The organism is Acidovorax sp. BL-A-41-H1 (assembly GCF_051942715.1).
This window is the reverse complement of the sequence record NZ_JBPVJQ010000013.1, coordinates 71,252-83,501: the sequence shown is the minus strand read 5'-3', so window position 1 is coordinate 83,501 and position 12,250 is coordinate 71,252. Positions and strand designations below refer to the sequence as shown.

At 67.5% G+C, this 12,250-nt stretch carries 12 protein-coding genes and 2 tRNA genes; 8 read left to right on the top strand and 6 right to left on the bottom strand.

The features are described 5' to 3' along the window. Positions 1 to 13 precede the first annotated feature (13 nt). Positions 14 to 1,552, top strand: coding sequence for an NAD(P)H-hydrate dehydratase (locus ACTPOI_RS25420; RefSeq protein WP_440114311.1), 1,539 nt, complete (start codon positions 14 to 16; stop codon positions 1,550 to 1,552). A 6-nt stretch (positions 1,553 to 1,558) separates the two neighbouring features. Here ACTPOI_RS25420 and ACTPOI_RS25415 read toward each other — a convergent pair whose 3' ends face one another. Beyond that, positions 1,559 to 2,308: a helix-turn-helix domain-containing protein gene (locus ACTPOI_RS25415; protein ID WP_440114308.1), complete on the bottom strand. Its 750-nt coding sequence runs from the start codon at positions 2,306 to 2,308 to the stop codon at positions 1,559 to 1,561. A 110-nt stretch (positions 2,309 to 2,418) separates the two neighbouring features. On the opposite strand from ACTPOI_RS25415, the gene ACTPOI_RS25410 reads away from it, so the two are divergent. Then, positions 2,419 to 3,420, top strand: coding sequence for an alpha/beta fold hydrolase (locus ACTPOI_RS25410; RefSeq protein WP_440114305.1), 1,002 nt, complete (start codon positions 2,419 to 2,421; stop codon positions 3,418 to 3,420). An 87-nt stretch (positions 3,421 to 3,507) separates the two neighbouring features. On the opposite strand, the gene rnr is transcribed toward ACTPOI_RS25410, so the two are convergent. Beyond that, on the bottom strand, positions 3,508 to 5,841 hold the full coding sequence (rnr, locus tag ACTPOI_RS25405; protein ID WP_094287812.1) for a ribonuclease R: 2,334 nt from the start codon (positions 5,839 to 5,841) through the stop codon (positions 3,508 to 3,510). A gap of 19 nt (positions 5,842 to 5,860) precedes the next feature. On the opposite strand from rnr, the gene ACTPOI_RS25400 reads away from it, so the two are divergent. From ACTPOI_RS25400 to ACTPOI_RS25385, 4 genes are all read left to right on the top strand, one after another. Continuing rightward, positions 5,861 to 5,945 (top strand) — tRNA-Leu (locus ACTPOI_RS25400). 269 nt (positions 5,946 to 6,214) lie between these two features. Continuing rightward, positions 6,215 to 6,299: transfer RNA gene (locus ACTPOI_RS25395), tRNA-Leu, on the top strand. A 369-nt stretch (positions 6,300 to 6,668) separates the two neighbouring features. Next, on the top strand, positions 6,669 to 6,854 hold the full coding sequence (locus tag ACTPOI_RS25390; protein WP_252658296.1) for a hypothetical protein: 186 nt from the start codon (positions 6,669 to 6,671) through the stop codon (positions 6,852 to 6,854). Positions 6,855 to 7,005: 151 nt separating this feature from the next. Next, positions 7,006 to 7,383 carry a hypothetical protein gene (locus ACTPOI_RS25385; RefSeq protein WP_440114301.1) on the top strand — a complete coding sequence of 126 codons (378 nt, stop codon included), beginning with the start codon at positions 7,006 to 7,008 and terminating at the stop codon, positions 7,381 to 7,383. Between the two features lie 13 nt (positions 7,384 to 7,396). On the opposite strand, the gene ACTPOI_RS25380 is transcribed toward ACTPOI_RS25385, so the two are convergent. The 4 genes from ACTPOI_RS25380 to ACTPOI_RS25365 form a co-directional block, all read right to left on the bottom strand. Then, positions 7,397 to 8,086 carry a hypothetical protein gene (locus ACTPOI_RS25380; RefSeq protein WP_440114298.1) on the bottom strand — a complete coding sequence of 230 codons (690 nt, stop codon included), beginning with the start codon at positions 8,084 to 8,086 and terminating at the stop codon, positions 7,397 to 7,399. Continuing rightward, on the bottom strand, positions 8,083 to 9,090 hold the full coding sequence (locus tag ACTPOI_RS25375; protein WP_440114295.1) for an MlaD family protein: 1,008 nt from the start codon (positions 9,088 to 9,090) through the stop codon (positions 8,083 to 8,085). The genes ACTPOI_RS25380 and ACTPOI_RS25375 overlap by 4 nt, the downstream gene beginning before the upstream one ends. 22 nt (positions 9,091 to 9,112) lie before the next feature. Then, complete coding sequence (locus ACTPOI_RS25370; protein WP_094288118.1) at positions 9,113 to 9,913, bottom strand: MlaE family ABC transporter permease; 801 nt, start codon at positions 9,911 to 9,913, stop codon at positions 9,113 to 9,115. Between the two features lie 146 nt (positions 9,914 to 10,059). After that, positions 10,060 to 10,524: a Cd(II)/Pb(II)-responsive transcriptional regulator gene (locus tag ACTPOI_RS25365; RefSeq protein WP_252658299.1), complete on the bottom strand. Its 465-nt coding sequence runs from the start codon at positions 10,522 to 10,524 to the stop codon at positions 10,060 to 10,062. A gap of 74 nt (positions 10,525 to 10,598) precedes the next feature. Between ACTPOI_RS25365 and ACTPOI_RS25360 the strand changes: the two genes are divergently transcribed. Both ACTPOI_RS25360 and ACTPOI_RS25355 read left to right on the top strand, forming a co-directional pair. Next, the gene (locus ACTPOI_RS25360; protein WP_252658300.1) at positions 10,599 to 11,270 is read left to right on the top strand and encodes a cation transporter; all 672 of its coding nucleotides are present in this window, start codon (positions 10,599 to 10,601) and stop codon (positions 11,268 to 11,270) included. Positions 11,271 to 11,273: 3 nt separating this feature from the next. Further along, entirely contained in the window at positions 11,274 to 12,185 is a 912-nt protein-coding gene (locus tag ACTPOI_RS25355) for a DUF3703 domain-containing protein (protein WP_440114290.1), read from the top strand. Positions 12,186 to 12,250 lie beyond the last annotated feature (65 nt).

Here is a 12,250-nt window from a genome sequence, read left to right as displayed (position 1 = left end):
ACCTGCCGCCACCATGCACCGCATCACCCCCCACCAACCCCACCCGCTGTTCCACACCGCCGCCACCCGCCGCATCGAGCAGGCGGCGGCGGCCACCCTGCCCCCGCACACCCTGATGCAGCGTGCGGGCCTGGCCGTGGCGCAACTGGCCCAGGCCCTGGCGCCCCACGCGCGCACGGTCTGGATTGCCTGCGGCCCCGGCAACAACGGCGGCGACGGACTGGAGGCCGCCATGCACCTGCAGCGCAGTGGCCGCCAGGTGGTGGTGACCTGGCTCGGCCAGCCCGACAAGGCTCCGGCGGACGCAAAAGCATCATGGCAACGCGCCCTGGCTGCGGGCGTGGCGTGGGCCGACACGCCCCCCGCCGACCTGGGCTCGCAAGATCTGTGCATTGACGCGCTGCTGGGCATCGGCGTGTCCTCATCGCCCCACGCCCCCATCCGCGTGCCCGATGCGCGACTGCGGGCCTGCCAACACGCCCTTCAACACAGCCCGGCGCCCGTGCTGGCGGTGGACCTGCCCAGCGGGCTGGATGCCGACACCGGCCAGTTTGCAGCGGGCTTTGCACCCCATGCTGCGCCACACCACCATCCCCACATCACACACATGCCGGGCCCGGCACGCCACACGCTGAGCCTGCTCACCCTCAAGCCCGGCCTGTTCACCGCCGCCGGGCGCGACGCTGCGGGCCAGGTGTGGTGGGACGACCTGGGCGCCCACCCCGGGCACGAGGCGCCCACGGCCTGGCTCTGTGGCCCGCCGCTGCCTGCGCCACGCGCCCATGCCAGCCACAAGGGCAGCTTTGGCGACGTGGCCGTGGTGGGTGGCGAGGGCCTGTCAGCACGCGGCATGGGCATGGCGGGTGCCGCCCTGCTCGCAGCATCGGCTGCTCTGCACAGCGGTGCAGGCCGGGTGCTGGTGGCCTTGCTCGACAGCGGCCACCAGCAACTCGACCTGCAGCAGCCCGAACTGATGTTCCGCCGCTTCGATGCGCTGGCACTGGAACAGCTCACCATGGTCTGCGGCTGCGGCGGCGGCCAAGCCATCGCACGCGTGCTCCCCGAGGTCATCCCCCGCGCCGCGCGCCTGGTGCTGGATGCCGATGCACTCAACACTATCGCTGCCGAAGCCGCCCTGCACGCGCTGGTGGTGGCGCGCGGCCAGCATGGGCAGCCCACGGTCATCACCCCCCACCCGCTGGAGGCTGCCCGCCTGCTGGGCCTGACCACCGCCGAGGTCCAGGCCGACCGGCTGGATGCCGCGCAACAACTCGCTGACCAATTCAACTGCGTGGCTGTGCTCAAGGGTTCGGGCACCGTGATTGCCGCCCCCGACCGCGTCCCGGCCATCAACCCCACCGGCAACGCACGGCTGGCCACGGCGGGCACGGGCGATGTGCTGGCGGGCATGGTGGGCGCGCACCTAGCCGCCGGCGCCAGCGCCCTGCGCGCCGCCAGCGAAGCGGTGTACCAGCATGGCCAGGCGGCCGATGCCTGGCCAGCGGGCCAGGCGCTGACCGCCAGTGCGCTGGCGCGGCGCGTGGGTGGGTGACAGGCCCTATTCCAACAGCATGACCTGCTTGAGCGGCTTGAGCACGCTCGACGGCGTCATGCCAAAGGTCTGGCGGAACATGCGGCTGAAATGCGCCGAGTCCACAAAGTCGCCATGCAGCGCCGCATCCGTCAGGCGCGGGCTCACCGCCAGCCCGGCCATGGCCAGCCGCACCTGCGACCACACGCGGTAGCTGCGCAGGCTCACGCCCATTTCGGCGCGGAACAAGTGGTTGAAGCGGGAGGCCGACAGCCGCGCCGCAGACGCCAGCCCCGCCCGTGCCAGGCGCCCCTGCTCGTGCTGCGGGCGGCGCAGGGTGTGCAGGCTGTGGGCCACGCGCGGGTCCAGCGGGGGCGCCGCCTGCAGCAGGTGGCGGTGCAGCAGGGCCGGTAGATCAAAGGAGCGCAGATGGCCCTCTATGGCCGCACGCGCCCCCACCGGCGCCGCCACATCCAGCAGCACGCCACCCTGCCGCTGGAACACGCTGCGCAGGCCGCGCGCCTCTGGCGAATCCGGCTCCAGGTACACCAGCGCCACCACTTCGCCACAGGGGTCGAACAGATGCTCCACCCCGGCATCCACCAGCGCGCTGTGGCAGGTCTCCACCAGCCCCGTGCCCCATTGCAACGCAAACCGGCCCGAGAGCCCCATCAGCAGCACAGGCGACGCATGGCAATGCCAGCCTGTGGCCGGGATCTCGCCCACATACAGCGCGCGGTCAGCGCCCAGCGTCAGGGTGTTCTTGCGCTGCGGCATAGCCCAAACCTACAAGTCTTGCGGCACGGTTCTCGGTAGCCTTGGTCGGCACCGGCGCGCGCCCACAGCGCAGCACCACGGCACCCCATCGTTCTATTGGAGACTGGTTCTTGAAACGCATTGCCTTCATTTCTGTTGCTGCCGCCCTCGCCATTGGCGGCGTGGGTTTCTACTACGGCGCGCCGTCGCTGCTGAAGGAGCCCCTGCTCCACCTCAACCGCAGCCTCGCGGGCATGGAAGAAAAAACCATCACTGCCGCGCTGCACACCGTCCACTACCTGGACAGCGGTGCGCCCTCCCAACCGGCGCCCAGCAACCCAGGCGCCACGCCCCTGGTGCTGCTGCACGGCATTTTTGCGGAGAAGGACCATTGGGTGGATTTTGCGCGCCCCCTTACCGGCCAGTACCGGGTGGTTGCCCCAGACTTCCCCGGTTTTGGCGAGAGCACGCGGCTGGACGACCAGCCCTATGACTACGCCGCGCACACCCAGCGCCTGGGCGCGTTGCTGGACGCGCTGGGCATCGAAAAGGCCCACCTCGCGGGCAACTCCATGGGCGGCACCATCGCCGCGCTGTTTGCATTGCAGCACCCCGAGCGCGTGGCCAGCGTGGCTTTCATCGGCGCGCCCCATGGCATCCGCTCGCCCAAGCCCAGCACCATGGACCGGCGTATCGACGCAGGCCAGCGCCCGCTGGTCGCCCACGACGCCGCAGCCTTCCGCGCCATGATGGACCTGGTGTTTGAAAGACGCCCCTTCCTGCCCTACCCCATCCTGCACGCCACCGAGCAGGCAGCGCTGGGCAACGCGCCGTCGAACACCCGCCTGTGGGACGCCCAGCTCAAGGACCGCTATTTGCTGCAACAGCGGTTGGGCGATCTACAAAATCACCCCGTGCTCGCGCTATGGGGCGACAGCGACCGCGTGTTTGACCGTTCTGGCCTCTCGCCCTTGCAGAAGCTGTTGCCCCAGGCGCAACTGGAAGCCCTGCCCGGCATCGGCCATCTGCCCATGATGGAAGCGCCTGCCGACACGGCGCAGCGGTATGCGCGTTTTCTGGAGGGCCTGGCACCGCCCAGCGCGCTGGCGTCCCAGAAAATTCAACAAAAATAGCTTCTACCGCCCGTCCATCAAGCGGTAGCAGCTATCAATTAATGAGCAATCGGTTTCAACAACCAGCGCCCGGGGGGACGCGGCTGGTCACCCCCGGCGTGGCTTGCGCGCCTTGCCCTTGCTGGACTTGCCCGCCACCGCTTTCTTGACCGAGGCCTTCAACGACTGGATGGGCGAACGCGCCGCGCGCTCGCGGGTCAGACCCGCCTTTTCGGTGGCCGACATCGCAGCGCCTTTGTCTGCCTTGCGGCCTCCCGCACGGCCACCAGCCTTGCGCGCACCGCCGCCTGCGCCGTCAGGGCCCACACCCTTGTCCTTGAGCGCGCGGCCCAGCAGCTCTTCGCCTTCGCGCACCAAGCGGAAGTCGATCTTGCGGCCGTCCAGGTCCACACGGCTCACCTGCACCCGCACACGGGCACCGATGGCGTAGCGGATACCGGTGCGCTCGCCGCGCAGCTCCTGGCGCGCCTCGTCAAACTTGAAGTATTCGCCGCCCAGCTCGGTGATGTGCACCAGGCCTTCGACATACATGGCGTCGAGCGTGACAAAGATGCCAAAGCTCGTTGCAGCGCTGACCACGCCGCTGTATTCCTCGCCCAGGTGCTCGCGCATGTACTTGCACTTGAGCCAGGCTTCCACGTCGCGGCTCGCCTCGTCGGCGCGGCGCTCGTTGGCACTGCAATGCAGGCCGGCGGCTTCCCAGGCCTGCGTCTCGCGGCTGGGCGGCTTCACGTCTTTGCGTGGCTTGGTGCCAGGCGCGGCCACGCGCGCAGCGAGGCGCTTGGCCAGCTTGGCATGCGCCTCGCCCGGCGTGGGCAGCGCAGGCAGCTTGTACTGCGTCTTGTTCAGAATCGCCTTGATGACCCGGTGCACCAGCAGATCGGGGTAGCGACGGATCGGGCTGGTGAAGTGGGTGTAGGCATCAAACGCCAAGCCAAAGTGGCCGCTGTTGGTAGGCGTGTAGATGGCCTGCTGCATGGAGCGCAGCAGCATGGTGTGGATCTGCTGCGCGTCGGGCCGGTCTTTGGTGGCCGTGGCAATCGCCTGGAAGTCGCCCGGCTTGGGGTCGTCGCCGATGCTCATGCCCACGGCCATGGCCTTGAGGTAGTTGCGCAGAATCTCCTGCTTCTCGGGCGTGGGGCCTTCGTGCACGCGGAACAAGCCGGGCTGACCGCCCTGCGCGATGAAGTCGGCACTGCACACGTTGGCGGCCAGCATGGCCTCTTCGATGAGCTTGTGCGCGTCGTTGCGGGTTCGGGGCACGATCTTTTCAATGCGGCCGTTTTCGTCGCAGACGATCTGCGTCTCCGTCGTCTCAAAATCCACCGCGCCGCGCGCCTGGCGCGCGATCAGCAGCGCGCGGTACACATCGTGCAGGTTGAGCAGGTCCTTGACGCGGTCCTTGCGCTTGCTGGCCTCGGGGCCGCGCGTGTTGGCCAGGATGGCCGCGACCTCGGTGTACGTGAAGCGCGCGTGGCTGAACATCACAGCCGGGTAGAACTGGTAGGCGTGCACCTCGCCCTTGGCGGTGACCAGCATGTCGCAGACCATGCACAGGCGCTCCACCTCGGGGTTCAGAGAACAGAGCCCATTGCTGAGCTTCTCGGGCAGCATGGGGATCACGCGGCGCGGGAAGTAGACGCTGGTGGCGCGGTCGTAGGCATCGATGTCGATGGCGCTGCCGGTCTCCACATAGTGGCTCACATCGGCAATGGCCACCAACAGGCGCCAGCCCTTGCTGCGGCCCACCTTGGCGGGCTCGCAGTACACGGCATCGTCGAAGTCGCGCGCGTCTTCGCCGTCGATGGTGACCAGGGGCACGTCGGTCAGGTCCACACGGCGCTTCTTGTCCTGCGCGCGCACCTTGTCGGGCAACTCCTTGGCCTGGGCCAGGCACTCGGCCGAGAACTCGTGTGGCACGCCGTACTTGCGCACGGCGATCTCGATCTCCATGCCGGGATCGTCCACCTCGCCCAGCACTTCGGTGATGCGGCCCACGGGCTGGCCGAACAGTGCAGGCGGCTCGGTCAGTTCAACGACGACCACTTGCCCGGGCTTCGCTGCGCCTGTGGCGCCCTTGGGGATCAGCACATCCTGGCCGTAGCGCTTGTCTTCTGGCGCCACCAGCCACACGCCGCTTTCCTGCAGCAGTCGGCCAATGATGGGCTGGGGCGGGCGTTCGATGATTTCGACCACGCGGCCCTCGGGGCGGCCACGGCGGTCCTGGCGCACGATGCGCACGCGCACACGGTCTTTGTGCAGCACGGCGCGCATTTCGTTGGGGGGAATAAAGATGTCGCCTTCGCCATCGTCGCGGATGACAAAACCGTGCCCATCACGGTGCCCCTGCACGCTGCCTTCAATTTCCTGAGACAAATGCGCAACGGGTTGCGCGCCGGGGGTGGTTTTTTTGTTATACAATCTGAGTCTTTCCTGAAATGCCCAGGTGGCGGAATTGGTAGACGCACTAGTTTCAGGTACTAGCGAGTAACATCGTGGAGGTTCGAGTCCTCTCCTGGGCACCAAGTTTAACGAGAACCGGAGACGGTTTTCAAAATATCAAAGCCGCTGCACACACAGCGGCTTTTTTATTTTTCAGGCGACCTGCGCACGCAGACCATGTGCGCACATCAGGCAGGCCACCCCCACTGAACCAACCGCAGCCTCATGCAGACGCACCATCCGGCTACCACGGTGCACGATGACAAAAGAGTGCCGCAAACAATTTTCAAAAAAATGAGCAACTTGGCCGGAGCCCTCAAAAAACGCTCTATAATTCAAAGCTGATCTGAAAGCCCAGGTGGCGGAATTGGTAGACGCACTAGTTTCAGGTACTAGCGAGTAACATCGTGGAGGTTCGAGTCCTCTCCTGGGCACCAAATACAAAGCCTGCAAGTTGCAAAACTTGCAGGCTTTTTCTTTGCCCGCTTCGCTGCGGAAGACGCACTTGAACGTGGGCACCAGCCTGCTCCACCCACAAGGCCCGGATCACGCAGGGTCGCCTGCCCTTGAGCCGTCCTCGCGGCCGCCATATCGCACGCCCCGCCCTATCGCCTCCGCCAGTCGTGTCGGCTTCGCAAAGAAGGCAACCAGCCGTAACAGCCTCCCTATGGAGCCCCGGTATCGCTCTTGTCTTACAGACGGAACTGCGGCACCTTGCTGAAATCCTACCCGGTAGCCATTGAGGCTGCCTGGGCGGTCATTGCGACGCCCATCCTTTTTTGTCTCTTGATGACGAGGACTTCATCATGAAACGCCATCCCCTCCCACCTGGCGCACGCGCCGTGGCAGCCTTTCTGGGCACCGTGGTGCTGGCCGTGCTGGCGGCAGTCACCGTGCTGATGCCCGAAGTGGCCGTGCAGTCGGTGGATTCGATGCTGCACCTGCCTGCCGGGCTGGACGAGATTTTGTCCAGCGGCTTGGTAAGCCACTGAGCCACTGCCCCCCTTGCGGCTTGGGCACCACGCCCGACACGCGGGCGTGTGGGTCAAAACAGCAACACCGTAGCAAAAACGATAGCATCAGAGTACCATTCCGCGCTGCACACCTTGATTTTTGGGTGGCATTCAGGAATGGAGGACGATCGTGAACCCACGTTTTCGAATCCCTGCAGACATTCTTCGCTCACTCTTCACCGCCCGTCCTTGGGCAGCACTGGCGCTCCTGGGGGGGCTTGCGGGCTGCTCCAGCCCCCGAGACGGGGCCCTGGAGGAGTTCTCGCGATGGCATGACGACGCGCGGGCCCAGGCCCAGGCGGGCGCGCTCAGCTGGAGCGAGCTGTACAAACAAAGCTTCGACCGCCTCACGGCCCTGCCGCCGTCGCTGCAGCAAGACACACGACTGGAAAACACGGTGCTGTTGCTGTCCATGGCGCGCAAGTTTGAAGCCAACGAGATCAGCGCCCAGCAATTTGCCGCAGAGCGCAGCGACATCGAGAGCCAGCTCCAGGCGCGCCTGCGCTGAGCCGCTCCACCGCCTACTTCGCCTTCGTCGCGCCCTGCTCCACGATGCCCACGCGGCGGCGCAGTGCGGCGGCGGCTTCCGCATCACCGGCTGCCTCGGCCCGCTGCACCTGCAGTAGCAGCCAGGCCAGCAACGGCCTGCGCCAGCCTTGGGCCGACGCCGTCTCGGTGGCATCGGCCATCACGGCAGGAGTGGCGCGACCGGTCTGGAACAACACCCCGGCAGCCACCAGGCGCGAGAGCGGATCTTCGATGCCCGCCAGCGTGGCGGCTTCGCCCGCTGCGGCCACCTTGCGCTGGGCCTCCGGCAGCAATGGCACCTGTTGCGGCGACACACGACCGGCTAGGTAGTCGGCATAGGCCTGCTCGGGTGCAGACGCATCCGGGCGCAGCGCTTCAAACCGATCACACGGCGTCACCACCAGGCTGGCCACCTGCGCCGCGCAGCGCATCAACTCCAGCCGAGCCAGCAGGTCAGCGCGGCCGGTGCGGGCCACTTCGGCGCGGGCCCGGTCCCACTCCAGTTGCTCGACGCGCGCATTGCCCGACAGATAGGCCTCGGTGGCCTTGGTGGCGGCCCCCTGGGCGTTCATCTGCCAATCGGGCACCGGGGGCTTGCTGGAGCAGGCCGCCAGCAGCAAGGCGCAGCCCACGGCGGCAAGCCGCCCCGGCACCCGCAGACGAGGAATGGCATATCGCTTCATGGCAGTTTCAGCTCCGTGTCGCGTGCAAAAGGCCATTTGCGGTTGATCTCGTTGACCAGGCTTTCCACCTTGCGCAGGTTGCTCTCCACCTCGGCACGCAGGGCCCCGAGGTCGTTGGTGGCCTCGCGGGCGTTGGCGCCAACGGCCTGGGCTTCGACCAGCACGGCGTCCACCTTCCTGACGCTGGCGCGGGTGTCGGCCAGCAGGCCATTGAGCTGCGCAACGGCCGCGCGCACTTCGGGCACCAACGCGTCCTTGCTGCCGTCGCTGCCCAGCACCTGCCGGTCGGCCCGCGCGGCCATGCCATCGAGCCGCGCCAGCAGCGCATTGGTACGCTCCAGCGTGGCGATGATTTTTTTCGCATCGGTCTCGTTGCCCATCAGCACACCCAGCGCGCCCCCGGGGCCATTGAGGCGGTCGGTGAGGGTTTTGACATTGGTCAGACTGTTGCCCAGCGCAGCGTCCGGAGCGGTCAGGGCGTTGAGGTTGGTGAGCAGCTCGCGCGCGGTAGCCATGAGCTGAGGGATCTCGGCCGTGGCATCGCCGCGCAGCACGGGCCGCACGGCGCCATCAGGCAGCGGGTCGTCGGTGAGGATGCCGGAATACGCCCGGATGTTGGTGCCCCCCACCAGCCCCCGCACCAGCGTGAAAACGCTGGACACGCGCAGCCAGTGCGCGTCCTTGCGGGGCACATCGACCAGGATGCGGGCATTGCCGCTATCAGCCAGTTCGATGCGGCGCACCCGGCCAATGGGGAAACCCGAGAACGTCATGTCCATGCCTACCACCACACCTTCGGAATCGTCGGCCGTGAGGACCAGGGTCTGGGTGGGCTCGAACGCGCCCCGCGCATACAGCAGGTACAGGCCCGAACCCACGATGAGCGCCAGCGTGAACAGCAGCAGCGCGGCGGCCTTCAGCTCCAGGTAGGCCACGGGGCGCAGGGTTTCGACGGGCGGCACGCCATCGGCTGCGGTGGGGGGCGTGGGGGTGGGATCGTTCATCGATGCGGGTGGAACAAACCAGTCAGTAATAGTTGCCCATGAGCGAGGCGGTCTCGATCAGCAGCAGCACGGCAAACATGCGGGCCAGGCCACCCAGCTCCGAGTCGGGCTGGGCGCGCTCGCCGCTGTCGTACAGGCCTGCGGCCATGGGGATCAGCGCCACGGCCAGGCTGAAGAACAGGGTCTTGAGCACAAACACCATGGTCACGCTGGGCGAGAACACCTGGCCAAACATGCGCGTGTAGCCAGACAGCCCGGCCATGTTGAAACCATACACGCCCAGGTAGGCCAGCACCAGCGCCACCACGCAACTGAGCGCGGCCAGCGTGACGCAGGCAAACACCCCGGCAATCACACGCGGCAGCAACTCGATGCGCACCGGGTCGGAGCCCTGGCTGCGCAGCGCATCAAACCGCCCCGCCTGCCGCAGGCGCGACAGCTGCGCGCCGTTGGGGATGGTGCAGCGCATGGCCACAAAAAGGGCCGCCGTGAGCGGAATCAGCTCCAGCACCAGCACGCGGATCACCATCTCCAGCGCGTAGCGGGACAGCCCATAGCTCAGCGCCGTGACCACCACGATGCGCGTAAGCACCAGGCTGATGAGCGCCGCCAGCACCGTGAAGCCCAGCAGCACGGGTGCCGTGTCCAGATACAAGTGGCGGGCCAGGGCCCGGCGTGTGCCCTTGCCGTAGCTGGACGGCGACAGCACCAGCACCAGCACCACAGCCCCCAGGTACAGGATGCGCCACCAGGCCACCGCCCAGCGCCGCGCCGTGTTCCACACACGTTCGGGCAGGGAGAGGCCGGGCAGGCGCGAGATCATGGCCGGATCATAGCGGCGGCCTGCACACGGGCGCATGGCGCGCCTGCAGGCACGGGGATACATGCTTTTTTGGGCTCTTCCGCCTGATGGATATGCCTTTCAAGCTATTAAAACAATAGCAATTGCCATCCCCAGGAAACATGCCCTCACACATGGCGCTTGCCCGGCACTGCCGGGGTGGGCAGGGCCACCTGCTGCGCGTCGGCCCGCTCGTGCAGGGCTTCGATGATGTGGCAGGTGGCGTCCGATCCATCGCAGCGGCTGCGCAGGGCGAGCAGGTCAGACTCCAGCGCCTGGAGCTCGGCTAGGCGGGTGCGCACATGCTGAAGGTGGGCATCCAGCGTGTCGCGCGCGGCGTCGCAGTCGGCCTTGCGGCCCCAGTCCAGCGCCAGCAGGGTGCGCACCTCGTCCAGCGACATGTCCATGGCCCGGCACAGGCGGATAAAGCGCAGCCGGTGCACATCGGCGCCGCTGTAAAGGCGGTAGCTGTTGCCCTCCCGCGCACCGGGGGGTAGCAAGCCCTCTTTTTCGTAATAGCGGATGTTGGCAGCCGACACCCCGGACTGCTGGGCGGCCTCGCCGATGCGGAACTGTGCGGCATGCTGATGCATGGGCTTGACCTTCAAGTGACTTCAAGGTTTCCAATGATGCCATCGCTTTCAAGAACCGCCAGGAGAAGAAATCCATGTCTGCCCATTGCAATCACGACCACCATGACCACGGCGCCCCTGGCCACAGCCACGGCGCGCCCGCTGGCGCCGATCCGCGCTACCGTCGCATCCTGTGGATTGCGCTCCTCGTCAACGCCGCGATGTTTGTGCTGGAGCTGGGCGCGGGCATGCGCTCGGGCTCGGCCTCGCTGCTGGCCGATGCCATCGACTTTCTGGGCGACGCAGCCAACTATGGCCTGTCGCTGTGGGTGTTGGCCATGGCCCTCAGCTGGCGCGCCCGCGCTGCCCTGGTCAAGGGCGCCAGCATGCTGGCCTTTGGCGTGTTTGTGATCGGCCGCGTGGCCTGGGGCGCGTGGCAGGGCATTCCTCCTGAGCCCTTCACCATGGGCAGCGTGGGCCTGCTCGCGCTGGCCGCCAACCTGGGCGTGGCAGCGCTGCTGTATGCCTACCGGGAGGGCGACGCCAACATGCGTGGCGTGTGGCTGTGCACCCGCAACGACGCGCTGGGCAACCTCGCCGTGATGGGCGCGGCCCTGGGCGTGCTCGGCACGGGCACGGTGTGGCCCGACCTGGTGGTGGCCGCCATCATGGCCGGCCTGGCCATCAGCGGGGGCTGGAGCGTGGTCCGCCACGCCCGGCAGGAGCTGGCCAGCACTGCTGCGGGTGCGCAGCTGCAGGGGCGTTGAGCCATGCGCGTACACCTGTCCACCCCCTTGAATGCGCCGCCCGACTGGGTGGTGGCGCAGCTGCAAAGCACCGCCGTGTTCCGCCACATCACCGCGCCGCTGATGCGGTTCAAGCGCCCGGGCGGCGCGCCCTGGCCCGCCCACTGGTCCCCTGGCGAGCTGCGCGTGCAGATGTGGCTGCTCGGCCTGCTGCCCATGGGGCCGCAAACCGTGCGCATCTCCGTCGAGGCGCCCGCGCAGGCCGGTGGCTGGCCCACGTTGCGCGACAACGGCGAGGGCGCGCTGATGCGGCGCTGGGACCACCGCATCACCCTGCAGGCCCTGCCCGATGGCCACACGCTGTACACCGACGACATCGAGGTCGTAGCCCGCCACCTGCCCTGGCTGATGACGCCGCTGAGCGCAGCCTTTGCCCAGCTGTTCTACCGGCACCGCCAGCGGCGCTGGCGCCAGCTGGCCGCACAGCGCGGGCCAAGCACCGCCATCCCGCCTTGGCAAAAAAATGCCGCATTCGACCACCTGCTCGCCGCCTTTGCCCGCGACGCCGGGGCACCACCCACCACGCGCTGGCACTGGCTGGAGGCCGCCCATGTGCTGGGGCAGACCACGCTGTCGCTGCACTGGCGCTCGCACACCGCCATGCTGCGCTATGCCCTGCAGCTGCGCGACCCGCGCGAGGCGGCGGGCCAGTTGCTGCGGCTGGCGCTGGTGCCGCTGGGCCACGCGCTGGCACGGCTGCCCATGGGCAACATCGGCCGTGCGCGGGTGAGTGCGTTCGCGCCCATGGCGCCCCGGCCAGAGATCACCCCGCTGATCGACGAAGCGCTGGCCGCCACGGCAGTGGGTGAAAATTTTGATACAAAATGGCCTCTGCGCGCGACCAGCTTGCCCAAGCAGCTATCAAATGATGAGTAAACCCGTGCCACAACGGTGCCCCCGCCCCACCGCAATCAGCGCCCGGCACGGCGCCAGAACTTGAC

Excerpts from the sequence above, each read along its gene's own strand:
- ACTPOI_RS25370 (WP_094288118.1), bottom strand. The coding sequence starts at position 9,913 with ATGATCTCGCGCCTGCCCGGCCTCTCCCTGCCCGAACGTGTGTGGAAC.
- ACTPOI_RS25415 (WP_440114308.1), bottom strand. The coding sequence starts at position 2,308 with ATGCCGCAGCGCAAGAACACCCTGACGCTGGGCGCTGACCGCGCGCTG.
- ACTPOI_RS25360 (WP_252658300.1), top strand. The coding sequence starts at position 10,599 with ATGTCTGCCCATTGCAATCACGACCACCATGACCACGGCGCCCCTGGC.
- ACTPOI_RS25380 (WP_440114298.1), bottom strand. The coding sequence starts at position 8,086 with ATGAAGCGATATGCCATTCCTCGTCTGCGGGTGCCGGGGCGGCTTGCC.
- ACTPOI_RS25375 (WP_440114295.1), bottom strand. The coding sequence starts at position 9,090 with ATGAACGATCCCACCCCCACGCCCCCCACCGCAGCCGATGGCGTGCCG.
- ACTPOI_RS25355 (WP_440114290.1), top strand. The coding sequence starts at position 11,274 with ATGCGCGTACACCTGTCCACCCCCTTGAATGCGCCGCCCGACTGGGTG.
- ACTPOI_RS25390 (WP_252658296.1), top strand. The coding sequence starts at position 6,669 with ATGAAACGCCATCCCCTCCCACCTGGCGCACGCGCCGTGGCAGCCTTT.
- ACTPOI_RS25420 (WP_440114311.1), top strand. The coding sequence starts at position 14 with ATGCACCGCATCACCCCCCACCAACCCCACCCGCTGTTCCACACCGCC.
- ACTPOI_RS25365 (WP_252658299.1), bottom strand. The coding sequence starts at position 10,524 with ATGCATCAGCATGCCGCACAGTTCCGCATCGGCGAGGCCGCCCAGCAG.